At 55.0% G+C, this 23,003-nt stretch carries 25 protein-coding genes and 2 pseudogenes; 14 read left to right on the top strand and 13 right to left on the bottom strand.

Translation table 11 applies throughout. The annotated features are described in order from the left end of the window. Window positions 1-19: 19 nt before the first annotated feature. The 8 genes from AC2FHX_RS13435 to AC2FHX_RS13470 are packed head-to-tail and all read left to right on the top strand — an operon-like array spanning window position 20 to window position 5,384. Complete coding sequence (locus AC2FHX_RS13435; RefSeq protein ID WP_496702311.1) at window positions 20-514, top strand: lactoylglutathione lyase family protein; 495 nt, start codon at window positions 20-22, stop codon at window positions 512-514. Beyond that, complete coding sequence (locus AC2FHX_RS13440) at window positions 507-1,538, top strand: C-terminal binding protein (protein WP_496702309.1); 1,032 nt, start codon at window positions 507-509, stop codon at window positions 1,536-1,538. Before AC2FHX_RS13435 ends, AC2FHX_RS13440 begins: the two co-directional genes overlap by 8 nt. Before the next feature lie 12 nt (window positions 1,539-1,550). Beyond that, window positions 1,551-2,240, top strand: coding sequence for an RraA family protein (locus tag AC2FHX_RS13445; RefSeq protein ID WP_496691446.1), 690 nt, complete (start codon window positions 1,551-1,553; stop codon window positions 2,238-2,240). Next, complete coding sequence (locus AC2FHX_RS13450; RefSeq protein WP_496702306.1) at window positions 2,221-3,141, top strand: 2-dehydro-3-deoxygalactonokinase; 921 nt, start codon at window positions 2,221-2,223, stop codon at window positions 3,139-3,141. The genes AC2FHX_RS13445 and AC2FHX_RS13450 overlap by 20 nt, the downstream gene beginning before the upstream one ends. Continuing rightward, window positions 3,138-3,764: a 2-dehydro-3-deoxy-6-phosphogalactonate aldolase gene (locus tag AC2FHX_RS13455; RefSeq protein ID WP_496702304.1), complete on the top strand. Its 627-nt coding sequence runs from the start codon at window positions 3,138-3,140 to the stop codon at window positions 3,762-3,764. The genes AC2FHX_RS13450 and AC2FHX_RS13455 overlap by 4 nt, the downstream gene beginning before the upstream one ends. Continuing rightward, window positions 3,761-4,462 (top strand): SDR family NAD(P)-dependent oxidoreductase, encoded by a 702-nt coding sequence (locus AC2FHX_RS13460; RefSeq protein WP_496702302.1) that lies wholly within the window; start codon window positions 3,761-3,763, stop codon window positions 4,460-4,462. The genes AC2FHX_RS13455 and AC2FHX_RS13460 overlap by 4 nt, the downstream gene beginning before the upstream one ends. A 9-nt stretch (window positions 4,463-4,471) precedes the next feature. Next, entirely contained in the window at window positions 4,472-4,990 is a 519-nt protein-coding gene (locus AC2FHX_RS13465) for a 2,4'-dihydroxyacetophenone dioxygenase family protein (RefSeq protein WP_050606110.1), read from the top strand. Beyond that, window positions 4,971-5,384 (top strand): methylglyoxal synthase, encoded by a 414-nt coding sequence (locus tag AC2FHX_RS13470; protein ID WP_496702300.1) that lies wholly within the window; start codon window positions 4,971-4,973, stop codon window positions 5,382-5,384. Before AC2FHX_RS13465 ends, AC2FHX_RS13470 begins: the two co-directional genes overlap by 20 nt. A gap of 24 nt (window positions 5,385-5,408) precedes the next feature. Here AC2FHX_RS13470 and AC2FHX_RS13475 read toward each other — a convergent pair whose 3' ends face one another. The 4 genes from AC2FHX_RS13475 to AC2FHX_RS13490 form a co-directional block, all read right to left on the bottom strand. Beyond that, entirely contained in the window at window positions 5,409-6,554 is a 1,146-nt protein-coding gene (locus AC2FHX_RS13475) for an alpha-hydroxy acid oxidase (RefSeq protein ID WP_496702298.1), read from the bottom strand. A gap of 47 nt (window positions 6,555-6,601) precedes the next feature. Then, window positions 6,602-7,885: a TRAP transporter large permease gene (locus AC2FHX_RS13480; RefSeq protein ID WP_496702296.1), complete on the bottom strand. Its 1,284-nt coding sequence runs from the start codon at window positions 7,883-7,885 to the stop codon at window positions 6,602-6,604. 10 nt (window positions 7,886-7,895) lie between these two features. Continuing rightward, window positions 7,896-8,381 carry a TRAP transporter small permease gene (locus AC2FHX_RS13485; protein WP_496691454.1) on the bottom strand — a complete coding sequence of 162 codons (486 nt, stop codon included), beginning with the start codon at window positions 8,379-8,381 and terminating at the stop codon, window positions 7,896-7,898. Window positions 8,382-8,459: 78 nt separating this feature from the next. Beyond that, window positions 8,460-9,458, bottom strand: coding sequence for a TRAP transporter substrate-binding protein (locus tag AC2FHX_RS13490; RefSeq protein ID WP_496691455.1), 999 nt, complete (start codon window positions 9,456-9,458; stop codon window positions 8,460-8,462). A gap of 117 nt (window positions 9,459-9,575) precedes the next feature. On the opposite strand from AC2FHX_RS13490, the gene AC2FHX_RS13495 reads away from it, so the two are divergent. Next, window positions 9,576-10,247, top strand: coding sequence for a GntR family transcriptional regulator (locus AC2FHX_RS13495; RefSeq protein WP_496691456.1), 672 nt, complete (start codon window positions 9,576-9,578; stop codon window positions 10,245-10,247). Between the two features lie 1,002 nt (window positions 10,248-11,249). On the opposite strand, the gene AC2FHX_RS13500 is transcribed toward AC2FHX_RS13495, so the two are convergent. From AC2FHX_RS13500 to AC2FHX_RS13540, 9 genes are all read right to left on the bottom strand, one after another. Further along, the gene (locus AC2FHX_RS13500) at window positions 11,250-11,507 is read right to left on the bottom strand and encodes a hypothetical protein (RefSeq protein WP_496691457.1); all 258 of its coding nucleotides are present in this window, start codon (window positions 11,505-11,507) and stop codon (window positions 11,250-11,252) included. A 13-nt stretch (window positions 11,508-11,520) separates the two neighbouring features. Then, a complete protein-coding gene (locus AC2FHX_RS13505; protein ID WP_496702294.1) occupies window positions 11,521-12,222 on the bottom strand; it encodes a NapC/NirT family cytochrome c in 702 nt (233 codons plus the stop codon). A 29-nt stretch (window positions 12,223-12,251) separates the two neighbouring features. Further along, on the bottom strand, window positions 12,252-12,689 hold the full coding sequence (locus AC2FHX_RS13510; protein ID WP_496702292.1) for a nitrate reductase cytochrome c-type subunit: 438 nt from the start codon (window positions 12,687-12,689) through the stop codon (window positions 12,252-12,254). A gap of 12 nt (window positions 12,690-12,701) precedes the next feature. Continuing rightward, window positions 12,702-13,619, bottom strand: a complete 918-nt coding sequence (gene napH, locus AC2FHX_RS13515) for a quinol dehydrogenase ferredoxin subunit NapH (protein ID WP_496702290.1) — start codon at window positions 13,617-13,619, stop codon at window positions 12,702-12,704. Beyond that, complete coding sequence (gene napG, locus AC2FHX_RS13520) at window positions 13,616-14,434, bottom strand: ferredoxin-type protein NapG (RefSeq protein WP_496702289.1); 819 nt, start codon at window positions 14,432-14,434, stop codon at window positions 13,616-13,618. The genes napH and napG overlap by 4 nt, the downstream gene beginning before the upstream one ends. 27 nt (window positions 14,435-14,461) lie before the next feature. Further along, entirely contained in the window at window positions 14,462-16,954 is a 2,493-nt protein-coding gene (napA, locus tag AC2FHX_RS13525; RefSeq protein ID WP_496702287.1) for a nitrate reductase catalytic subunit NapA, read from the bottom strand. After that, on the bottom strand, window positions 16,951-17,244 hold the full coding sequence (locus AC2FHX_RS13530; RefSeq protein WP_496702285.1) for a chaperone NapD: 294 nt from the start codon (window positions 17,242-17,244) through the stop codon (window positions 16,951-16,953). The genes napA and AC2FHX_RS13530 overlap by 4 nt, the downstream gene beginning before the upstream one ends. After that, complete coding sequence (gene napF, locus AC2FHX_RS13535; RefSeq protein WP_496702283.1) at window positions 17,241-17,756, bottom strand: ferredoxin-type protein NapF; 516 nt, start codon at window positions 17,754-17,756, stop codon at window positions 17,241-17,243. The genes AC2FHX_RS13530 and napF overlap by 4 nt, the downstream gene beginning before the upstream one ends. Before the next feature lie 117 nt (window positions 17,757-17,873). Continuing rightward, a complete protein-coding gene (locus AC2FHX_RS13540; RefSeq protein ID WP_425595932.1) occupies window positions 17,874-18,158 on the bottom strand; it encodes a transposase in 285 nt (94 codons plus the stop codon). 5 nt (window positions 18,159-18,163) lie between these two features. Between AC2FHX_RS13540 and AC2FHX_RS13545 the strand changes: the two are divergent. The 5 genes and pseudogenes from AC2FHX_RS13545 to AC2FHX_RS13565 all read left to right on the top strand — a co-directional run. Further along, window positions 18,164-18,424 (top strand): annotated as a pseudogene (locus AC2FHX_RS13545) (IS110 family transposase); the annotation flags it as partial. 476 nt (window positions 18,425-18,900) lie between these two features. Beyond that, window positions 18,901-20,823, top strand: a complete 1,923-nt coding sequence (locus AC2FHX_RS13550; protein WP_142640387.1) for a DUF3604 domain-containing protein — start codon at window positions 18,901-18,903, stop codon at window positions 20,821-20,823. 160 nt (window positions 20,824-20,983) lie between these two features. Further along, window positions 20,984-21,814 carry a peptidyl-prolyl cis-trans isomerase gene (locus AC2FHX_RS13555; protein WP_496702281.1) on the top strand — a complete coding sequence of 277 codons (831 nt, stop codon included), beginning with the start codon at window positions 20,984-20,986 and terminating at the stop codon, window positions 21,812-21,814. Further along, window positions 21,811-22,800, top strand: coding sequence for a HupE/UreJ family protein (locus tag AC2FHX_RS13560; RefSeq protein ID WP_496702279.1), 990 nt, complete (start codon window positions 21,811-21,813; stop codon window positions 22,798-22,800). Before AC2FHX_RS13555 ends, AC2FHX_RS13560 begins: the two co-directional genes overlap by 4 nt. A gap of 7 nt (window positions 22,801-22,807) precedes the next feature. Next, window positions 22,808-22,915, top strand: a pseudogene (locus tag AC2FHX_RS13565) (IS6 family transposase); the annotation flags it as partial. Window positions 22,916-23,003: the final 88 nt, after the last annotated feature.

The following is a 23,003-nucleotide window of genomic DNA, read 5'->3' on the forward strand; positions in this document are numbered from 1 at the left end:
CTAACAGAAGGAGCCTGCCATGGCCGCTCTTACATTCTCTCATATCGGCATCACGGTTCCAGACCTGGAAAAAGCCGTGGAGTTCTATTCCAAAGCATTTGGTCTCTACGTGTTGATGGAGCCAACCGAAGTACTACACGACGAAAGCGCCATCGGTCAGATGTGCGATGATGTGTTCGGAGAAGGCTGGGGAAGTTTTCGCATCGCCCATTTGTCGATGGGGGATGGTGTCGGCATCGAGTTGTTCGAATTCCCGAAAACTGTCGAAGAGGAGCGCCCGTTTGAATACTGGCGGCGAGGCTTGTTCCATTTCTGCGTGCAGGACGAGGATTTGGAAGGTCGCATCAAGATCATTGAAGATCTGGGGGGCCGCCAGCGCATGGAACAGGTGCGTAAGTATTACCCCGGCGAAAAGCCCTATCGCATGGTCTATATGGAAGATCCGTTTGGGAATATCTTTGAGCTCTACAGTCACTCGTACGAATTGACCTATTCGGCGGGTGCCTATGACTGATCTCGCTAGCATTGCTCCTAAAACGGACAAACCCAAGGTCGTGATCACCGATTACGATTTTGGTGACGTCTCCGTTGAGAAGGAAATCCTGGAAGCCGCCGGTGCCGAAGTGATCGCGCTTCAGGCCAAGCGTCAGGAAGACCTGTTCGATGTCGCGCCGCATTGCGCTGCGATGATGAATCAATACGCTCGGATCGGGAAAGAAACAATCACGCGGATGCAAAAGTGCGAGGTCATCGCGCGATATGGTGTTGGCGTGGATATCGTTGATGTCGGCACGGCGACGGACAAAGGCATTCTGGTCACCAACGTGCAAAACTACTGTACCGAGGAAGTCGCCGATCACGCGATTGCCCTTTGGCTCACCTTGGCTCGCAAGCTGCCGGACTATGATCGGGCCACGCATGCGGGGGTTTGGAAATGGCAAAGTGGGCAGCCTGTTTACCGTCTGCGCGGACGCACGATGGGTGTTGTTTCGCTGGGTAAAATCGGGCAAGCCATCGTCGCGCGGGCGCAATCCTTCGGGGTTACCGTCATTGCATTTGATCCGTTTTTACCCCGAGAAGTAGCCGCGAAGTTTGGGGTCGAGTTGGTGAGCAAACCCGAGTTGCTGGCACGATCTGACTATGTCCTGATGCAGGCACCGATGACGCCGGATACGCATCACTTTCTGTCTGACGCCGAATTCTCCGCCATGAAACCGGGCGCGATACTTGTGAACACCGGGCGCGGGCCCACAGTTGACAACAAGGCGCTGTTCCGGGCGCTGACAGAGGGTCGTCTGGCCGCAGCGGGGCTCGACGACCCCGAAGAAGAACCCGCCAAGCGTGCAAATTGGACGCCCGATGACAACCCGCTGTTCACATTGCCCAACGTCCTCGTGACGCCGCATTCAGCCTACTATTCCGAGGAATCCATACACGCAGCGCGGGTCACCGCGGCCACGCAAGTGGCCAAGGTCCTGACAGGGCAAAAACCCGACTACACCGTCAATGCTGACGCATTGGCTGTATCTACCGCATAATAGGAGAAGAGAATGCCAGAAGTCAGCACGGACCTTAGGGTTTTCAATGATTTTGAAAGAAGCCCGGAACTGCTCAAGAAATTCGACAAGGTGTTAGAGGCGTACTCTGCCGCAGCCATTTTCGCGGATGTGCAATACCGAACTGGTGTGATGGATAGCGCCATCAAGCCAGCTTTCCGCGCCAAGGTGACAGGCCAGGCCGTGACGGTTCAGCTTTCAAAAGGCGATCTGGTGGACCCTTTGAAAGCGCTTGAAATGGGACAACCCGGGGATGTGATCGTCGTGGACGCGGGTGGTGATCGTCAAACGTCAGTTTGCGGCGGTTTAATGGGCGGTCTCGCCAAGAACCGTGGCATCCGCGGCATGATCGTTGATGGCACCGGGCGCGACACAGACGAACTGGAAGACATCAACTGGCCAATCTGGACGCGTGCGATCACGCCGCGTGGGACGCACACGATGTTCTCAGAACGTAAAGAAGAGCTTTCGATCAATGTGCCAATTGCCTGCGGAGGCGTCGTCGTGAATCCTGGCGATTTCATCGTAGCTGATCTGATGGGTGTCGTCGTGATTCCACAGGAAATCGCCGAAGAAACCGTGCGCCTTGCTCAAGAGCAAGCTGACCGTGAGGAGGAAACCCGTAAATGGGTGGCCCAAGGCAAAACCGTCGAGGATCTGCTGAATGAATTCGGTCGCATCTGAGCCAGCGCTGATCGGCGTCGATTGGGGCACTTCATCGTTCCGTGCTTTTCTCATTGGAGCAGAGGGCGAGGTGATCGACGGGGTCTCGTCGCCTGAAGGTATAATGCAGGTTGCGGGTCAAACCTTTGAGTCGGTTCTTGATCGTCTTATCGGCCCTTGGGTGGCCAAGGCAAACCTGCCTATCCTGGCATCTGGCATGATTACCAGCCGCAATGGCTGGGTTGAAACACGCTATGCCGAAATGCCGCTCGGCGCGGGTGGTCTTGCACGGGCTCTGGTCCCTCATGACGCAACCAGTGGAGCACGCATTCACTTTGTAACGGGTGCTTCGACCGAACATGCCGGAGGTCCGGACGTCATGCGCGGCGAAGAAACCCAGATCATTGGGGCCTCTTCGCTGGGCTTAAGCGAAGGTACGTTTGTGATGCCGGGAACTCACAGCAAATGGGTTCAGGTTGCAGGCGGGAAAATCGTGGATTTTTCGACTTACATGACGGGAGAGATCTTCTCTGCGCTGAAAGGGCACACAATCCTCGGGACATTGATGAAGGACGATACCTTCAGTGAGGAGGCGTTCACAATGGGTGTAAAAGCCGGCCTCGATGGAACGTCGAACTTGCTGCACAGCCTTTTCCATGTCCGGACGCTTCCTCTCATGGGCAAAATTCCAAAGGTTGCAACGGCTGACTACATGTCAGGTTTGTTGATCGGTACCGAAGTAGCTGCTGCAACGGGTGAATTGAACGAAGTTGGGACAATCACTGTTGTAGGACGTAGCGATTTGTCAGACCGCTACGAAATTGCTCTTCGAATAGCCGGTTTCGAAAGTCGTCGCGCGCCAGTTGATATAGTGGCAAAGGGGCATTTCCTGATCGCACGCGCTGCGGGGTTACTCGGATGATTGACCTTACTGCAGCGCTTGCGGCAAATCCGCTGATTGCGGTTTTGCGGGGGCTGGCACCAGAAAATGCGCGCCCGGTGTCTGATGTGCTCTTCAATGCCGGGTTTCGGATTATTGAAGTGCCGCTCAACTCACCGGACCCGCTGGACTCAATATCGCAGATCGTTGCGAAACATGGCGCTCAAGCCATAGTCGGCGCTGGCACAGTGTTGACCACGGATCAGGTCGCGGCGGTTGCGGATGCGGGCGGGCGCATCATCGTATCACCCAATATGAATCCGGACGTCGGGCGCGCGGCTGTCGCACGGGGTCTGATTTGGTGTCCGGGCGTCATGACCCCGTCCGAGGCCTTTGCGGCATTGGAAATCGGAGCCTCGGTGCTCAAATTCTTTCCGGCGGAAATGGTGCCCCCCGCTGCCATAGCGGCTATGCGCGCAGTCTTGCCTGCAGATGCAGTCATCGCTGCGGTAGGGGGCATATCGACGGATACGATGGCTCCGTATCATGCCGCTGGCGTCAATGGGTACGGGCTGGGCTCCGCACTGTTCAAACCGAGCTATACATTGGATGATATCGCTAGGCGCGCGCGCGCCTTCACCAGTGTATTGGAGGAACTTGGATGAAACAGGCCCTTGTTACGGGCGGTACACGAGGGATCGGTGCGGGTGTCGCGCGATCGCTGGCTGAGGCAGGCTGGTCCGTCATCGCTGCATCTGCGTCCCAATCCGAGTTGGATGCGTTCGTGCCCCAGGACGGGATCAAGGTACAGACCCTGGATGTGACTGATCAGGTCTCCGTCGATACAGTGTTTAGCGATCTTACGCGTCTTGATGCTTTGGTGAACTGCGCAGGTATTCTTATGCGTGAAGAAGAATACAACATCGACGTATTTGCCAAGGTGCTTGATGTGAACTTGACCGGTACGATGCGCTGCTGCCTCGCCGTACATCCTTTGCTGGCGGAAACAGATGGGGCCATCGTCAATACCGCCTCCATGCTCAGCATCTTTGGTGGGCCTTTGGTTCCAGCCTATTCCGCTTCCAAGGGCGGCGTTGCACAATTAACCAAGGCGCTTGCAGGTCGCTGGGCCGAAGACGGCATCCGGGTCAACGCCATCGCGCCGGGGTGGATCGAAACAGAGATGACCCAAGGTCTGCGGGAAGATTCCGCGCGAACAGCCGGAATCATGGCGCGCACGCCGATGAAACGCTGGGGAAAACCCGAAGAGGTCGGCGCGCTTGTGCAATGGCTTTTAAGTGAAAATGCCAGCTTTGTGACCGGATCGATCTATCCGGTCGATGGCGGCTATCTCGCTATGTGAGGAATATCAATGAATGACGACGACACCGCCCGAATGCCTTATCAATTGCCGTTCCCCAAGGATGCGCAAGAAGAGATCGTGATCCCGAACGCTATGAGTGAGGACGACAGGCTATGGGTTCCGCAGGCCGAAAACGTCTGGTTCCGGCCGCTCTGTCTGAACCGCTCGCAAGGCTATTGGATGAACCTTCTCAAAGTGCGCAAAGCTGGTGTTCTTTCACGGCACCGCCATCCGCAACCTGTCCACGGCTTTGTCTTGAAAGGGCGTTGGCATTACCTGGAACACGATTGGGTGGCGGAAGAAGGGGGTTATGTCTTTGAGCCGCCGGGTGAGACGCATACTTTGGTCGTCCCGGACGATGTCGAAGAGATGGTCACATATTTTCAGGTCAATGGCGTGATGTGCTATGTTGATCCGTGGGGCAAGGTTACTGGCTACGAAGATGTCTTTACCAAGATTGATCTGTGCCGAAAACACTTTGCGGAAGTAGGACTTGGAGAAGACTACGTTGAACAATTCATCCGGTGATGCGCCGCGTTTCGCGCTAGTGGCTCATGATGCGCGAAAGGACGAAATCGTTGAATGGGTGGGTCTACAACAGTCTCGCCTGTCCGGCGTGCAAGTCTTTTCGACAGGAACAACCGGCAGCCGCATTAGGCAAGCCTATCCAGAACTGGATGTGACTTGCCTGAAAAGTGGACCACTCGGAGGTGACCAACAGATCGGCGCCATGATCTGTGAAGATAAACTGGATGCGCTGATTTTCTTTGTCGATCCTCTGTCGCCCATGCCTCACGACGTTGATGTTAAGGCTCTGACCCGCCTGGCGACGGTCTATAACCTGCCGATGGCTTGTTCGCGTTCAACTGCGGATCTGATCGTTAATGGATTGCTTGACGAGGCGACGAGCGGGTGTGTGTGATACGCGGTGCTTAGCGAAGGGTGATCAGCCACTCTTGAGAAGGTGCTCGGCCAAGTTGTCGAGATTTTCAGCGCCCAACTGGCTCATATTGGCCTCAATGTCTGCTTTCAGGATGTGAACGAGATGGTCGACCCCTCGCGCTCCAAACGCTGCGACAGCATATTGAAAGGCGCGTCCGACCATGACGAAATCTGCACCTTTCGCCAGGGCGCGCATGATGTCCAATCCCCAGGCGACGCCGGAATCGTAGATAAGTGGCATGTCTGTACCGACCGCTTCGCGAATAGTCGGCAATTGATCAATCACAGCGGGCCCGGCTTCGAATTGACGCCCGGAGTGGTTTGAAACCCAGATGCAGTCCACGCCCTCGGCCACCATTTTCTGCGCGTCCTCGGACCGCAGGACTCCCTTGACGATCAAGTTGCCCTCCCACTCCTGCCGCAGCTCGCGCAGGTACTCCCAATCCGGAATCCCACGGATCAAGGCACCCGCGTGGGTAAAGCTTTCGCGCCCGCGTGTCGGGACATAATCGTCAAAGAACCGCATGCGTGGCATGACACCTTCGCGCAGATGTGCGAGGCACCATGCGGGACGTGAAGCCATTTCTAACAGAGTGCGTAAGTCAGCTTTTGGAGGCACGGTCAGGTTGGCGCGACGTTGTCGTTCACGCCGGCTTTCCTCTGGTACGTCCACTGTGATGATCAGCGTGTGAAATCCAGCCGCCTTGATCCGCGGCAGCATTGCGCGGCGCAATTCACCGGAGTTCACCGGGTAATGCTGAAACCATCCATTGTGGCCAATGTGGGGCGCCACATCTTCCGGCGATGCTACTGCCACGCTGGACAACGAAAACGGAATGTTGTGAGCGACCGCCGCCTTTGCAAGCATCCGCTCTGCGCCCGCCCACATCAGGCCGGACATGCCCACAGGCGCTATTCCGAAAGGCAGATCATATGTTTTATCCATCAGTGTAGTCTGCAGATCGGCCTTTGTTCGGCCGCATAGAACACGCGGCATGAACCTGATGGAATCAAGTGCGTCACGGTTCACCTTTAACCCTAGTTCCCGGCCGGTCGCGCTGTCGAGATATTCGAAGGCAAACTTCGGGATGCGCTTTCGCGCGGTTTTCCGAAGGTCTTCTATCGACGGGTGGGATAGGTCCAGATCCATCCGGGTCCTCTGGTTTTGTTGTTTAACGTTTGAAGCGCCGCAGCCGGTCACCAAAGGGATGGCAAGGCTAGGGAAATTGCCGGCACATAGGTGATGAACATCAACAGTATCAGCATGCCGGCAAAGAATGGCAGGATTGCCCGGCTGAGGCTTTCGATGGAAACCTTTGAAATGCTGCTGGCCACGAACAGGTTTACGCCCAAAGGTGGCGTGCAGAATCCGATGGCCAGATTGACCGTCAGAATGACGCCAAAGACGATCGGATCGACACCCAGCGCGGTTGCAACCGGCAACAGGATCGGCGTCATGATGATGATCGACGATATCGTCTCCATGAACATGCCGATCACCAGCAAAAGCAGATTGATCAACAACAGAATAATGATCGGATTGTCGGACAGGCTGGTGATCGTTGTGGCGAGTTCTGTCGGGATTCTTGCAAGCGTGATCAGTCTGCCAAAGGCGGTCGCCATGATCACCAATATCAGAATTGTGCCGCTCGTCTTTGCACTGCCCGCCAAAACCTCTGGCAGGTCCTTCAGGGTGATGTCGCCATAGACGACGATGCCGATGAAGGCGGCATAAACCACGGCCACCGCACCGGCTTCGGTCGGCGTGAAGATACCGCTGTAGATGCCGCCGAGGATGATTACAGGCACCAGAAGTGCCCAGATCGAAGACCGGAAGCTCTGCCAAACACCCGGGCCTGAGAACGTGGTTGTCGATTGCTGAACAACCTCATCCTTTCGCAGCAGGACACGGGCGACCAACATGAACATGAGGGCAAAGAGGATGCCGGGAACAACACCCGCAAGGAACAGCTTGCCGATCGAAACCTCAGCAGTAACGCCATAGATGATGAAGGGGATGCTTGGAGGGATCATCACGCCGATCATCCCCGAGGACGCCGTCAATGCGCCGCTGAATTTGCGCGTATAGCCGACCTTTTCCATCTCAGGGATCATGTTTGATCCGATGGCGGCGACGGTTGCAGGAGACGACCCGGATATGGCGGCAAAGAACACACAGGCGAGCACGTTCACATAAGCCAGCCCGCCCCGGATATGACCTATCAGTGCATTGGCGAACCCAACCAGACGGCGCGACATTCCACCGTGCTGCATCAGGTCGCCTGCCAGAATAAATAGAGGAACAGCTATCAGGGGAAACGAGTCCGCGCCTGTCACCACTGATCGTGCCAGCAAAACCATGGGTGGCGTGCCATCCACGAAGACCATTACGGTCATGGTCGCAAGACCTAGGCAAATGCCAATTGGTACGCTGAAGAGCAGAAGAGCGAAAAGCGTCAGGAAAAGCGTTGTTGCAAGCATGCCGGGTTCCTCACGCTTTGGTTCCTGCGATCAGACGCAGGGTTCGGATCAAATGTTGAGTGACGCGGATCGCAGATAAGCCTGCACCGACCGGCGCTGAGGCATACAGGATCGGGATTGGCAGCCCCAAAACAACTGAGGTTTGGCTGGCCACAAAGGGTTGCCGGATCAGCTTGATAGATTCAATTGTCAGAACGATCAGGAATCCAAGGACAAGAAGCGCGATCACAACATCCGCGTATAGCCTTGCCCGCTCGCTCAGGACATCGCGCAGGACTGTAATGCGCACATGATCGCCGGTGTGGAAGGCATAGCTGACGCCAAGCCAGACGAACCAGACAAACAGCCAAAGCGTTAGCTCTTCTCCCCATGAAAGAGAGGCATTCATGATGTAGCGCATGAACACGTTGCCAAAAATCAACACGACAATCGCGGCTAGTAGCGCACTGGCTAGGACCTTTTCCGCGTTCATATCGATCCATTTGATCACCGACATTGTTCACCTCCCCTTGAACGAAAGGGGCGCCCGAACCTGCTTGGCACGGGTGCCCGGATTGGCTGAGTAAACCGTGGGTCAGCTTCCGCTTGCTGCGGACACCGCCGCGACCCAAGCGTCGTAGGCTTCGGCGCCAACTTCGTCGCGATATTGAAGACGAACGCTTTCTGTTTTGTCGGCAAAGGCTTGTCTCTGCTCTGCAGTCAGCTCCAGAATCTCGACACCAGCGGCACGGATCTGTTCCAACTGCTCCGCATCTTCGCTGGCGACCAGTTCAGCCTGATAGTCACGTGCGGCAGCCATCGAGTCCCGGATTAGTTGCTGATGCTCCGCAGGCAGCGAGTCAAAAAATGGCTTGGAGACGACCGGCATGTAGACCGCAAAGACATGGCCCGTGGTCGAAAGGTATTTCTGCACTTCGTAAAAACGCTGCGAAGTAATGATCGCCAGGGGGTTTTCCTGCCCGTCGATCACGCCTTGCTGGAGGGCAGAATAAACCTCGCCAAAGTTCATCGGCGTTGGGTTGGCGCCGAGAGTTTCGAAGGTTGCCACATGTGCTGGAACTTTCATCGTGCGCAGCTTGACACCCTCGAGATCTGCGGGGGTTGCAACTGGGCGGACATTGTTGGTCACATTGCGTACTCCCAATTCAAGCCAGCCAAGACCGACCAATCCCTGGTTTTCGACACGTGCAAGCATGCCTTCACCGGCCTCACCATCAAGAACATCAAAGGCGATGTCTTTGGAAGCATACATGTAGGGAAGTTCGATCACTGCAAAGGCCGGATCCCAACCTGCGAAGAACGAAGACGGGGGAATGGCCATTTCAAGAACACCGGTTTGAACACCTTCGATCATCTCGCGGTCCGGGCCCATCTGCGACGAGGGGAAAATCTGTACGTCGATCTCACCATTCGAGCCAGCTTCGACCAGTTCTTCAAATTTCAGTAGCGCGCGATGCATATGAAACGCTTCTGCTGCGCCGTGCCCAACCTTAATGACTGTTTCAGCGGATGCTGCAAAAGCAAGCCCGGCTGACATGACGACGCCAAGCGCCAATGTTGATTTCTTGAACAAGGTATCCTCCCACGGATTTGGTTATTTTATATCTATTATCTGAGATATCAGATATAATATAGAAATCAAGCGTACATGTGCTATTGTGTTAGAGAGACGATATAGGACGAAGTGAAAATGACCGAGATTTTGCAGATTAAGCGACCGGATTCGTTGAGTAAAACTGCTGAAGAGCACATCCGAAAAGGCATTATCAATGGCACGTTTCAATTGGGTGAATCGTTGCCGGAAGTGAAGCTGTCAAATGCCATGGGCATCAGCAAAACTCCGATTCGCGAAGCGCTATCGGCTTTGAATCTTCAGGGGCTCGTTCAGATCTTTCCTCATCGAGGAGCTTTTGTATTCTCTCTTTCTCAAGAGGATGTGGTGCAGCTTTGCCAATACAGACTCATCCTCGAAGCTGCTGCTATGGAGCAGGCAGTCAAAGAAAATGGTAACGCTCTGCTTGATGAACTTGCAGATACTGTATCGAAGATGTCTGAAGCGCGGGAAGCAGATGAATTCGAGCAGTACTTGGAACTAGATGCAGAATTTCACCACGCCTTTTTCAGGTACTGCAAAAACAGCTATTTGAGTGATGGTTACCAAAAAGTCGGCGACATCGTCCAAACCATGCGGACTCATCTGTCCAAGCGTTCTGATCGAACGAAGAAGTCGTTCCAGGAGCATCAAGCGATCACGGCGCTTCTGAGCGAGGGTAAAGTAAAAGCTGCAAAGAACATCCTCAAACGACAAATCACTCGCGGCGAGCGTTCCTATTCCGATTTGGTGGGAGTCGATCAAAGATAGGTGCCTCACCTATAGAAGTCGCACTGAAGACTGGTGGAGGCACTCTGACTACTCTGATTTGATGGCAATACTTTGAGTCGTAAATGGTAAAACTTGTGCGTTTCAGAAAATCCAGTTGATTCAAAATCAATAGCTTAGCTGTCGCTGGTGGCAGAACCATGCAATTTTCGGCTCACTTCCTTCATCCAGCACTAAGACCGATTTCATTGATCCTGATTTCCCATTTGGGAAAATCAGGGCTGATTTGCAGATCAGACAACGAAGGCGGCTGTTCCTGCTGATCTGCCAAGTGGCGAAGGCGGATGGAGGCGAGGCAATGCTATTCGACAATAGTGGTGCGGCCCGCAGGCGCAGCCGAGGACACGGTGTTGTCTAATAGGGTTGCCCGAGGGGAAAGGCAGCGTCTCACCCCAGATGGCCAGAGGCGTTTGGCTTGTCCAAATCCTGCTGGCCCTAAAACAAGTGCGGCGGTGCGGGCTGCGCTGTTACTTTTTGCGCCAGAACAGGTTGTTTTTTTGCGCAGTACAAAATGGTGGGAGTAGGACAAGCAGAGCCCGGATCTTGCCAGGCCAATCATGGTTCCTAGGATTACGCGCTTAGGGGCGCCATTGTGCGCAATAAGATATGGAATCAATCTGCAGTGGACTCATTGAGGCCTACTTGCCTGAATCAATTTGGCTGAAACACTATCTTTAAGGGTTTGATATGATATCTATTTTATTGCAGCTAGATGTCGTAATACCGGTCCATTGCAAGGCGTGGTCGAATGCTCCAGTGGCGCGTGGGCTGCAGCTGAAAATCTACACCAACGCGAGCAATGGTCCCTCGGCACGGATTGCTCGATGGTTCTGACGGCTTCCATCTCCAAATCTTATCAGATGAGAAATCAGGGGATGTCCATTCCATCAGATCCCTTCTGCACCTAGCCGCTATCTACCCCAGAGCGTCGGGTAAAGGACCAATCACTAAGCCGCCATTGCCCAGCACGCTCCGGTCTTTCTGTTAGACCGTTGCCCCTTTGATACGGATCGCAGAACCCAGTGTTCCAGCACACAGACCCACAACAATGGCGATCAGAAGTTCGGTCGTTGCAACATTGGCAAAGTCCCAATGGGCAAACAGCAGCGTCCCAACAATGCCGATCAAACCGCCCATCATGGCCCCCAACCAGAGGCGGCGCGTCATCATGCCAAGCGCAATGCCCAGAATGCCTGGAAGGCCGATGATGTTGCCTCCGATTGTTCCCAGAAGTTCCAGCATAACTTACCCCTTTTCAGTCCGACTGTGTGGTCAGGTATGACCGGATTTCTGTGCTGCCGTCAGCAACCTGTTGTTGCAAGTTACCTGCAGATTTATTAGCCAACGCATCGGTGATTTTCTGGTATTCTTCCTGATAACCCTGCGGCAGGCTGTGTGCGATGCCTTGGTGGCAGTCGATGCAGGTCATGTTGTTGTCAATTGCCCGCTGATGTTCCGATGCAGCGCGTGCTTCTTGAATGGTGAAATCCATATAGTCAAAGTTATGGCAGTTGCGGCACTCGCGGCTATCAGAGGCCTTCATCTTTTTCCAGACCGCCGAAGCCATACTTAGCCGATGCGCTTCGTATTTCTCAGGCGTGCTGATGGTTCCGGCAAGCTCGTGATAGACATCTTTAACAGCCATGATTTTGGCCTTGATCTTGTGGTTCCATTCATGTGGCACGTGGCAGTCAGAACAGATCGCGCGGACACCGGAGTGGTTGTTATAGTGGATCGTCTCGCGGTATTCGCCCAGATTGGTTTCCATCGTGTGGCACGAGGTACAGAATTCCTCGGTATTGGTCAGTTCCAATGTCCAGTGGAACCCACCCCAGAACAGAATACCGGCCAGAAACCCGGCGAGGATCAGAAAGCCCGAGCTGAACATAACAGCCGGGGTCCAGATCGCGTTCCAGAGGCGGCGGATCCAACCGCGGTTTTCGGGGGAGTCTGCCATCTTGGTGCTCCTTTCAGACATGCGTTGGATTAATTGCCGGACGAGGGTTCAAACACGTTGTCGACCAACGCAGGCGCATCTGCCTGAGGCACGTGGCACTGGTTGCAGAAATAACGGGTCCCGGCGATGTGATCCAACTCATTGCCGTCACGATCCAGATAATGGGTCATCGACAGGGTCGGCGCATTGCGTTCCCCGGCTTTGGTCCAGTCATGGCAGGACAGGCATTGATTGGTGCGCACGTCAATCTGGTATTGCTCGATCGAGTGGGGGACAAGCGGTGGTTGCTGGCGATAGTTGCGCTGCATCCGTCCTTCCACGTTCTTGTGAATCCGGTCCAACGGAATGGGTTCATCCACCTCGGCGCCACGCAGGGTTTGCACCGGCGCAGATTGCGCAAAGACGAACCCGCTCAGGAATATAACGGGGATCAGGGCGACGACACCTGTCAGGATTGGCTTGTTCATCTCGGCACTCCCTTAAATAGGTCTGGCTACGCGCGGTTCAGGCGCGGGAACTGGATCGGAAGGTGCGGCGACTTGGTCGTCGAACCGGTGAGTAAATTTGAAGACATCAACTGCACAGACATCGATACAGCGACCGCATTTTGAGCAGTCGGTTGACAGGATCAGCGGCGTGGCACCCGGCTTGCCCTTCAGCGCGGGCGAAATGATGTGGTTTTCGGGGCAGACGGCATAGCAATCCATGCAATCGTCACAGGCCGAGCGGTTAACCGCGCTGACCCGTAACAGGCTTTTGGTGCCGATCAGGCCATAAAACGCACCGACCGGGCATATGTGGCCGCACCAGCCGTGACGGGCGACAAGCACATCAAAGACAAAGATCGCAACGACCATGGTCCAGACAAAACCGGCCCCAAAGATCAGTCCGCGATGCAGCATGGTGATTGGGTTGATAATCTCCCATGCGATCACGCCGGTGAGACCCGAGACGATCAGCGCGGTGGCCAATATCCACAACCGCGTGCGCCGTTTAGGTTGCCAACCTTTCGGCAAATCCAACCGCCTGTGCAACCAGTTGGCGGCGTCGGTCACCGGGTTGATCGGACAGACCCACGAACAATAGACGCGGCCCCCGACCAGCGCATAGACCACCACGACGATCAAGCCGCCAAAAAAAGCGGTCATCGCCGGCCAATGCCCGGCGATGATGCTTTGCAACAGGATGAATGGGTCCGTCAACGGCAGTACACCCAGGGTCTGCGATCCTGCCAAGGTACCTTTTACGACCCAGATGCCGAACCAGGGTCCCAACAGGAACAGGACCAGAAAGAACAGCTGACTGATACGGCGCAGTATCAGGTATTTATGCGCGCCGACCCAGCCTTTGACGGCCACGGCTTCTTGGCCTATGGGCATATGTGTGCGGGTGGTCAATGTCCCACCCCTGGAAGATCATAGCCGGGTTCAAAACCACCCGGTGCGATCAGGTTGTCGACCCCCGGGCCGGGCAGACGGTCGGGTAGGTCGATTATGCCGTCAACAATCGGCGCGCCCTTGGCATCTTTTTCTTCCCAACCTTTGCGGTAATGATCCGCGCTGCTGCCCCGCGCAAGACGTGCTGGCAATACCTTGATTGCGGCTTCTGGCAGAACACAGCTTTTTTCGCACATGCCACAGCCGGTGCAGCGGTCGGCATGTACGGTTGGGATAAACATCGCATGGTGGCCCGAGCGGGCGTTATGCGCTGTTTCCAGCGTGATCGCTTCGTCTATCACGGGGCAGACACGGTAACAAACGTCACACCGCAATCCCAGGAAGTTCAGGCAGTTTTCCTGATCGACCAAAACCGCGACGCCCATTTTGGCATCGTCAATGTTATCCAACTTGGGATCTAGCGCACCGGTCGGGCAGGCGGCAACACAAGGGATATCGTCGCACATTTCACAAGGCACATCGCGAGCAGTAAAATATGGCGTGCCCGTCGCCCCGGCATCCGACCCAAGCTCGGCCAGTTTCAAGGTATCATAGGGGCAGTCTCGCACACACAGCCCGCAGCGAATGCAGGCCGACAAGAACTCCCGCTCTGGCAGCGCACCGGGGGGGCGCAAAGCCTCGGCCGACAATGCACGGGCGTCGCGGGCCAGCCAGGCCAGCAGTGATCCGGCGACCATACAGCCGCCTGCCGCACGCGCCGTATCCTGAAGGAAGCGGCGACGTTTCGGCGAAAGAGGTGTCTCGGCGAGTGGCATGGGGATTACCTTTGCGATCCGTGCCGATTACGCGCGCTCGACCTTACAGGCGCATTTCTTGTAGTCGGTTTCCTTCGACAGCGGACAGGTTGCATCCAGCGTCAGCTTGTTGGTCAACTGGTGTTCATCAAACCACGGCATAAAGACCAAGCCGCGCGGCACCTTGTTGCGCCCGCGTGTCTCAACCCGACTGGTGACCTCGCCACGGCGGGTCGACAACACGATTTCCTGCCCGCGGCGCAGGCCGCGATCCTTGGCGTCTTGTGGATGCATATAGACAACTGCCGACGGGAACGCCCGGTGCAGTTCCGGCACCCTGCGTGTCATCGAGCCTGAATGCCAATGTTCCAGCACGCGACCAGTAGACAGCCACAGGTCATATTCTTCGTCCGGCTCTTCTGCGGCGGGTTCGTACGGGGCAAAGATGATTTTTGCCTTGCCGTCCTTGTGACCGTAGAATTTAACATCCGCGCCTTCGGGCACATACGGATCGTACCCTTCGCGGAAGCGGTAAAGGGTTTCTTGCCCGTCCACGACCGGCCAGCGCAACCCGCGCGCCTGATGGTAGGTTTCGAACGGTGCAAGGTCATGTGCGTGGCCACGGCCAAATTCGGCATATTCCTCAAACAGGCCTTTCTGAACGTAGAACCCAAAATGCTCGGATTCGTCGTTGTCAAAGCCTTCCGCAGTTTCGGCTAGGGGGTACTTATCCACCGATCCGTTGGCGTAAAGCACATCATACATCGTCTTGCCGCGGTGTTCGGGCATCTTGGCCAGCAGCTCTTCATCCCAAACCTCTTCAACGGTGAAGCGCTTCGAAAACTCCATCAATTGCCACAGGTCCGATTTTGCTTCACCTGGCGCTTTCACCTGCTGACGCCAGAACTGCGTACGGCGTTCCGCATTGCCATAGGCGCCTTCCTTTTCGACCCACATGGCGGTGGGCAGGATCAAATCGGCAGAGACAGCCGTGACCGTTGGATAAGGGTCAGAGACTGCGATGAAGTTTTCCGGGTTGCGATAGCCCGGGTAACCTTCCTCGTTGATATTGGGTGCCGCTTGCATGTTGTTGTTGCACTGCACCCAATAGGCATTCAGTTCACCATCCTTCAGCTTCCGGTGCTGCAAGACAGCATGGAACCCGGGCTTAGGTGGAATAGTACCTGCCGGGATATTCCAGGCGGTTTCGCAAATCTGACGGTGTTCGTCATTTGCCACCACCATGTCAGCAGGCAGGCGGTGGGCGAACGTGCCCACCTCACGCGCGGTTCCACAGGCCGAGGGCTGACCGGTCAGCGAGAAAGGCGAGTTGCCGGGTTCTGAGATCTTACCAACCAGCAGGTGTACATTATACATCAGCGAATTCACCCACGATCCGCGGGTGTGCTGGTTGAAGCCCATGGTCCACAAGCTCATCACTTTGCGGTTCGGGTCTGCATATTGTTGCGCCAGCTTCTCAAGTTTATCGGCGGGCACGCCAGACAGTTCGGCTGTGTATTCCAACGTATAAGGCGCGACCGCCTCGGCGTATTCTTCAAAGCTGATCGTCTCGAGCTTGCCCGAGTTTGGGTTCTCTGCCTCTTGCTGCAGCGTGTTTGTATCGCGCAGACCATAACCGATATCGGTGGCGGTCTTGGTGATGTTGACGTGTTTGTTGACAAACTCTTCGTTCACCGCGCCGTTCTGAATGATGTAATTGGCGATGTAATTCAGGATCGCCAGATCGGTCTGCGGGTTAAACACTAGGCCATTATCGGCAAGCTCGAACGAGCGATGTTCGAATGTCGATAGAACATGCACTTCGCATCCCGGCTTGGTCAGGCGCGTGTCGGTCAGGCGCGACCACAGGATCGGGTGCATTTCGGCCATGTTCGATCCCCACAGCACGAAAGTATCCGCGTGTTCCAGGTCGTCATAGCAACCCATCGGCTCGTCAATTCCGAAGGTACGCATAAAGCCCACGACCGCGGACGCCATACAGTGCCGCGCGTTGGGGTCGATATTGTTGGACCGGAACCCGGCTTTCATCAATTTCGAAGCAGCATAGCCTTCCCAAACCGTCCACTGGCCTGACCCGAACATGCCGACACTGGTCGGGCCCTTCTTGGCCAGCGCCTCTTTCCATTTGGCAGCCATGACGTCAAAGGCTTCGTCCCAACTGACCGGCTCAAACTCACCGTTCTTGTCATATTCGCCGTTGGTCTTGCGCAGCAATGGGGTGGTCAGGCGATCCTTGCCATACATGATCTTGGACAGGAAATAGCCCTTGATGCAGTTCAGCCCGCGATTGACCGGCGCGTCAGGGTCACCCTGAGTGGCGACAACACGCCCGTCCTTGGTACCTACCAGCACAGAACAGCCGGTGCCACAGAACCGGCAGGCGGCCTTGTCCCAGCGAATGTCAGGGGTGCCCACCTGCGCGGCGGCCTGACCAGTGGCCAAAGGAATACCTGCGGCAGAGGCCGTCGCTGCGGCCGCTGAGGCCTTGAGGAATGTCCGACGAGTTTCTGATATGGTCATAGCGTGGGCCTCCGGCTGGTGGTTTGGCTTGGGGCATCGGGATGCGGATGGCTGTCCGCAGTGTCCTCGAAATGGTGGTACGTTAACGTCAGAGAAATCACCCCGGGGATCTGGTGCAGGTCCATGATGATCTCGGACGCAAGGCGTGTCGGCGTGTCTTCGACAACAATTACGAAACGGCCGTCTTCGGCCTCGGCGTGAATTTCGACACCGACCGTGACTTTCATTGCCTCGGACGCCGCCAGTGCCTGCGCTGGTGCGATATGTAAAAGGCATCCGCAGATATTCATTGGCTGACTTCCGTTTGAGATATGGTTTTGCGTTTCAATGTGACGGCATCGACCGGGCATGACACCATACACGACCCACAGCCAGTGCAGGCGTCGAGGTCTAAAGATGGATCCGCGCGGCCACCCATTTGCAGCCTGAAGCTGATGGCGTTCTGATCGCAATTATCCTGACACACTCGGCAGCTGACACCGTTGACAGACAGGCAGGACGCAGCTTCGACCGACGCGCGCCACGGCCAATCTTGCAGGCGTTCTATGTCCAGGGCATCCGTGGGACAGGATTGAGCGCAACTCCCACAAAAAGTGCAGGGACCCTCGGTGGGTTGAAACACCGGATACCCATCCTGACCAATGGCAATCACACTTTCGGGGCAAGCTTCGACACAGTCGCCACATTTACTGCATTGATCTGCAAAACCAGGCACAACCGAACCCGGAGGTCGAACAAGATTACTGTCCTCCCGGAATGCGGTGACGCCCAAAAATGCGCGTCGGCTGGTCAGTTGACTCATATCGCTTTGACCTGGCTATCTCTGATTCCTTTTCTGAGTTTACTGCATAATCGTTCTGAGGCTGGTACATTTTGATCCAGATCATTATTTGAGCGCATCGTTCTTAAACGTTTTGAGCTATTTGACGTCTGGAATGCCACCATCCGTACTGCTTGAAACCAGATGAGCGATGACACAACAAAGCCAAACCGCCATCTGTCTCAAAACATCTGATGACGTATAGCCGTCCATTGCCAACCGTTGCCACGTCGACAGGTGATTGGGCCGTAGATCATGTCGTCGCGCAACTTCATTGACCTCAAACCCAGGACCAACGACTTGGCCACAACACGACCCTTGAACGGTTCTGAAGGTGTAGACGCCCCGGCTGGCCTCGGTGTGCCATTGTGGGTTTGCAAACATCCTGAATGGAGGCGTCACTGGAAGAGATTGGCCTGAATTTGGCGAAGAATGTGTTCCAGGTGCACGGAGCGGCTAGAACAGGTCACCCGGTTCTTCAGAAGAAACTGCGCAGGGGCCGGGTCCTCGAGTACTTTGCCAAATTGCCGTGTTGCGTGGTTGCAATGGGGGCCTGCGCCAGTGCGCATTATTGGGGGCGCGAGATCGGCCGTTTGGGTCACGAAGTCAGGCTGTTCCATCCGGCCCTTGTTTCAGGCTGGGCGAAGCGCGCGAATGGCGGGTAAGTTTGGTGTTTCCATGACTGATCCTCCGAACCGCCATTCCATCCCACTTCGACAACCCGACGTTGACCGGTGTAGCATATAACTGGATGCTGCATCGCATCCGACGTCGAGTTTGAGCCCAAAATGATCCATGCCGCGATAGCCGAGAATGTCATCTAAGCGCAGCTATGCCGACTTTGCTAAAGTGCATACATGGCTCACGATGGACATTCGCCAATTCAAACCGCAATTTCTCCAAAGCTTCCGTTCTCAATGTTGAGCCCAACAATCGAGGCTATGACTTATCGAGTCATTTTCAGACCAACTTCGGCAGCCACACTCCTACTTGCATCATCGTGACAAAGCCGAGAGCTGAGTATTCCCACAAATGGAAAATTGATGTTATATAGAGAAATAGGAATATTAATTCTTGAGATGTAAGTCACGGGCACCACCGGGCGATCTTGAGTTGGGAGGTCAATATGCTTCGAGCTTTTGTTTATTCTATCTCACTGGGGCTGGCATCATCGACGGTCTTTGCCGACGCTGTTCCTAGCGAAGAAGCGGCGGAAGGCTTGTTCTCAAAGCAGCCTTATTCTCCATATGCGAACCGGACTTTCCCTGAGCGCCCGCTGTGGGGAGACTCGCATCTTCACACCGGACTTTCGCTGGATGCAGGTGCTTTCGGGAACACACTGTTACCTGATGAAGCTTGGCGCTTTGCAAAAGGTGAGCAGGTCATTTCATCCACGGGTCAACCAGTAAGACTGGCCCGGCCTCTCGACTGGATGGTTCTCACGGATCACACTGACCTGATGGGATTTGCCCCGGACCTTCAGGCTGGTAAGCCGGGCGTCCTTGCGGATCCAAAAGGATTGGAATGGTACGAAGGTTACAAGGCAGGTGGCGAAGAGGCCGGCAAAGCGGCGTTCGACATCATCACCAACTTTTCGCAAATGACCCTGCCAGAAGTTCTTCTGGAATCTTACAGCCCGGGTGCTGACGCTTTTGCTTTTACTTGGGAGCAAATCGTTCTGGCTGCGGAAGAACATAACGACCCCGGCAATTTCACGGCGTTCATCGGATTCGAATGGACCTCTGTACCCAAGGGTTTCAATCTGCATCGAAACGTCATGCTGCGTGATGGGCCGATCAGGGCGCTTCAGATGGTGCCGCCGGTCACGCAACCACCCTTTGGTGATACCGACCCAAAGGCGCTATATGCATGGCTGGAAGACTATCAAGAAAAAACGGGCGGTCGGGCGGTAGCTTTCGCCCATAACGGCAACCTTTCGAACGGGTGGATGTTCCCGACAGAAGACACCTATCACGGTGGCAAGGTCGACGAGGAATATGTGGCCGCCCGCGCCAAATGGGAACCCCACTACGAAGTCACTCAGATCAAGGGCGACGGTGAAGCGCACCCCTTCCTGAGTCCGGATGATGAATTCGCGGATTACGAAAACTGGGACGTCGGCAACCTCGACATAACCGAGCTGAAAACCGATGACATGCTGGCTGGAGAATACGCCCGAGAAGCTTTGAAGCGCGGTTTGTTGTTAGAAGAAAAGTTCGGCGTTAACCCATATAAGTTCGGCATGGGCGGAGCAACGGACAGCCATACGTCTCTGGCAACTGCCGAAGAAGACAACTTCTTTGGAAAATCCGTCAGCGTTGAACCATCGGCCACGAGAATAAAGCATCCTTTCATCGCCAATGACCTTGGCGAAATTCCTGGCGACCTTCTTGTCGCATCGGGATACACGGCAGTTTGGGCGACCGATAATACTCGCGCTGCAATCTTCGATGCGTTCAAGCGACGCGAAACCTATGCAACCACCGGACCTCGGATCGGCCTGCGGTTCTTTGGCGGTTGGGGTTTCAGTGACGCGGATGTTGAAACACGCTTCCTTGCAGATGTGGGCTACACCAAAGGTGTTCCGATGGGCTCGGATCTGCGACCTCGCGAGGGTGAAGGTGCGCCCGCATTCCTGATCGCTGCACTACGCGACCCGGTTGGTGCCAATCTGGATCGCGTGCAGGTGGTAAAGGGTTGGCTGGATTCTGAAGGGGCCTTGCAGGAAAAGGTTTACGATGTGGCGTGGTCGGACAACCGTGTTGCTGACCAAAACGGCAAGATCCCTGCGGTTGGAAACACAGTTGATGTTGAAACCGCCAGTTGGACCAACACGATTGGAACTGCCGAACTTGTAACCGTTTGGTCTGATCCTGAATTCGATCCAAATGCACGCGCATTTTATTACGTACGTGCGATCGAAATTCCAACACCGCGTTGGATTCTTTACGATAAGCTGAGATTTGGCGCCGAATTGCCCGAAGACGCGGTGCTCACACATCAGGAACGCGCTTACTCTTCCCCGATTTGGTACACACCGGCAGAGTAACACTGCCGATCACGGCGTTGGCAACCGAGGTAGAAGCCTTTACCTCGGCCCATTCACCAGACGATTGATTTGTGCGTCGCGTTGATTTTCTTGCAATGCTCAATCGACTGATGTCAGCATCGATATGTAAAACCGGAGCCCGTTTCATGCAGGAGCTTTCATGCGAATATTGAAAGAACCCCTGTTCCATTTCTTCCTGATTGGAGCAGCTATTTTCATTTGGTTCCAAATGGTTGCGCCGGAAAACGAGACTGTCGAAGATTTTGGGACAATAACAATCGACGAAAACGATATCGCGCTTTTGTCTGATCAGTTTGAAGCACGGTGGAAACGGCGCCCAAGCGGTGCCGAGCTGCAAGCTTTGACCGATGCAACAATTCGCGAAGAGGTACTGGTCAGAGAAGCAAGAAAGCTTGGCCTTGATCGCGGAGACTCTGTGATCCGGTCTCGTCTCAGTCAAAAAATGGATTTCCTGACCGAAGCGATCGCCACGTCTGTTGTTCCGGAAGACGAAGATTTAGAGGCCTTTTTGCAAAACAACTCGGAGCGCTATGCGACGCCCAGCAAGCTGGCCTTCATTCAGGTCTTTATTGGTGAGGAGCCAAACAAAGCTGAAGTCGAGGGGGTATTGGCCGCCCTGCGCGCGGGAGATGAGGTTTCCGACCTGGGCGGCTCGACACTGCTGCCCGCATCTATGCCCTTGACTGCGACCAGAGTGATAGACTCGGTCTTTGGATCTGGCTTTTCCAAGGGTCTTACAACATTGGATAAAGGTCAGTGGGCTGGCCCGATCCAGTCGGGTTACGGAGTCCATCTAGTTCAGGTGCAAGACATCGAACCTAGTCAAATACCCCCATTGTCAGAAATTCACGATGCCGTGCTGCGGGATTGGCGTCGCGTGATGAGCGAAGATCTGGCGCAAGCGCAATATGAGATTCTTGCTGCCAACTATGAGATCATAGTGCCCGCTCTCTCAGGTCAAACCAAATGAAAGCTGTATTTGGCCTACTGATTGCGTTGCTGATTGCGTGGGTCGCAGGAAATGCCTCGGCGCATGCGCTTGATCCGGGGTACTTGGAAATTCGCCAAATCACATCGGACACCTGGAGCGTTCATTGGCGAAAACCCGATGTGAATGGTCAACCCATGGCGATCGATGTCATGGCGCCGGATGGGTGCACCCCGGCGCGCGGCCCTACCCCAATTTCCGATGGCAGAGCATGGGTTTCTTCCTGGGTTATCGAGTGCCGCGGGGATATTGCGGGCCAACCCATCCAGATAGAAGGTCTGGAGGTTCAAAAGAACGACGTATTGGTCCGTGTGCAGCCCCTGCAGGCTGTGCCCACGACGCTTCGGTTCACACCAGAGACGGCCGTTCAGAACATACCTTCTGAACAGACCACATGGTCTGTTTTCACCGCGTATTTCCAGTTGGGTTTTGAACACATCCTGGAAGGCTGGGATCATCTGCTGTTTGTCTTCGCGCTGTTTATTCTGGTCCGTGATCCGTGGAGACTGGTAGGAGCAGTCACAGCATTCACACTGGCGCATTCAATAACACTGGCACTGGCAACGCTAGGTTTTCTGAATGTCTCTGGTCCGCCGGTCGAGGCCATCATAGCGCTTTCTATTGTTTTTCTGGCGATGGAAATTGTTAAGGGTGGCGACGGGCGTTTCCGACTTTCAAAGCAGAAGCCCTGGATCGTTTGTTTCGGGTTTGGGCTTTTGCATGGCCTTGGTTTTGCAGGCGCTTTGGCCGATATCGGACTACCCTCAAACGATATTCCTGCGGCCTTGCTTGCCTTCAACTTGGGCGTCGAGGCCGGCCAGTTGAGTTTTGTCGGGGCCTTGGCTCTTCTTGTCGCGATCTGGCGGTTGATGGCACGTCCAGTTAGCCAAAGGGCGACTGTGATTACAGCCTATGGCATCGGGTCGGTATCGATGTACTGGCTCATAGAACGCATAAGTGGATTCTGAAGCGCTTTCAGCATCAGCAACTCCAGCTGGAATCGAAACTGCGCACATGATCAGGAAAGGTCAACTCACGCAAGGAGTCTGTCCATTCAAACAATGCGCCGAACTAGCCGGTTAACACCGATGCGATCGCTCAATCAGCTCACCATGCTCAAAAGTTTGCAACAGAGCCCGACATAGTTCAGCTTGGAGCCGATTTCTGCGGC

This window comes from Ruegeria sp. CDSC042 (genome assembly GCF_059610745.1).

Bases quoted from the DNA above. Each gene is read 5' to 3' on its own strand.
- AC2FHX_RS13435 (WP_496702311.1), top strand. From the start codon at position 20: ATGGCCGCTCTTACATTCTCTCATATCGGCATCACGGTTCCAGACCTG.
- AC2FHX_RS13440 (WP_496702309.1), top strand. From the start codon at position 507: ATGACTGATCTCGCTAGCATTGCTCCTAAAACGGACAAACCCAAGGTC.
- AC2FHX_RS13445 (WP_496691446.1), top strand. From the start codon at position 1,551: ATGCCAGAAGTCAGCACGGACCTTAGGGTTTTCAATGATTTTGAAAGA.
- AC2FHX_RS13450 (WP_496702306.1), top strand. From the start codon at position 2,221: ATGAATTCGGTCGCATCTGAGCCAGCGCTGATCGGCGTCGATTGGGGC.
- AC2FHX_RS13455 (WP_496702304.1), top strand. From the start codon at position 3,138: ATGATTGACCTTACTGCAGCGCTTGCGGCAAATCCGCTGATTGCGGTT.
- AC2FHX_RS13460 (WP_496702302.1), top strand. From the start codon at position 3,761: ATGAAACAGGCCCTTGTTACGGGCGGTACACGAGGGATCGGTGCGGGT.
- AC2FHX_RS13465 (WP_050606110.1), top strand. From the start codon at position 4,472: ATGAATGACGACGACACCGCCCGAATGCCTTATCAATTGCCGTTCCCC.
- AC2FHX_RS13475 (WP_496702298.1), bottom strand. From the start codon at position 6,554: ATGGATCTGGACCTATCCCACCCGTCGATAGAAGACCTTCGGAAAACC.
- AC2FHX_RS13480 (WP_496702296.1), bottom strand. From the start codon at position 7,885: ATGCTTGCAACAACGCTTTTCCTGACGCTTTTCGCTCTTCTGCTCTTC.
- AC2FHX_RS13485 (WP_496691454.1), bottom strand. From the start codon at position 8,381: ATGTCGGTGATCAAATGGATCGATATGAACGCGGAAAAGGTCCTAGCC.
- AC2FHX_RS13495 (WP_496691456.1), top strand. From the start codon at position 9,576: ATGACCGAGATTTTGCAGATTAAGCGACCGGATTCGTTGAGTAAAACT.
- AC2FHX_RS13500 (WP_496691457.1), bottom strand. From the start codon at position 11,507: ATGCTGGAACTTCTGGGAACAATCGGAGGCAACATCATCGGCCTTCCA.
- AC2FHX_RS13505 (WP_496702294.1), bottom strand. From the start codon at position 12,222: ATGGCAGACTCCCCCGAAAACCGCGGTTGGATCCGCCGCCTCTGGAAC.
- AC2FHX_RS13510 (WP_496702292.1), bottom strand. From the start codon at position 12,689: ATGAACAAGCCAATCCTGACAGGTGTCGTCGCCCTGATCCCCGTTATA.
- napG (WP_496702289.1), bottom strand. From the start codon at position 14,434: ATGCCACTCGCCGAGACACCTCTTTCGCCGAAACGTCGCCGCTTCCTT.
- napA (WP_496702287.1), bottom strand. From the start codon at position 16,954: ATGACCATATCAGAAACTCGTCGGACATTCCTCAAGGCCTCAGCGGCC.
- AC2FHX_RS13530 (WP_496702285.1), bottom strand. From the start codon at position 17,244: ATGAATATCTGCGGATGCCTTTTACATATCGCACCAGCGCAGGCACTG.
- napF (WP_496702283.1), bottom strand. From the start codon at position 17,756: ATGAGTCAACTGACCAGCCGACGCGCATTTTTGGGCGTCACCGCATTC.
- AC2FHX_RS13540 (WP_425595932.1), bottom strand. From the start codon at position 18,158: ATGTTTGCAAACCCACAATGGCACACCGAGGCCAGCCGGGGCGTCTAC.
- AC2FHX_RS13550 (WP_142640387.1), top strand. From the start codon at position 18,901: ATGCTTCGAGCTTTTGTTTATTCTATCTCACTGGGGCTGGCATCATCG.
- AC2FHX_RS13555 (WP_496702281.1), top strand. From the start codon at position 20,984: ATGCGAATATTGAAAGAACCCCTGTTCCATTTCTTCCTGATTGGAGCA.
- AC2FHX_RS13560 (WP_496702279.1), top strand. From the start codon at position 21,811: ATGAAAGCTGTATTTGGCCTACTGATTGCGTTGCTGATTGCGTGGGTC.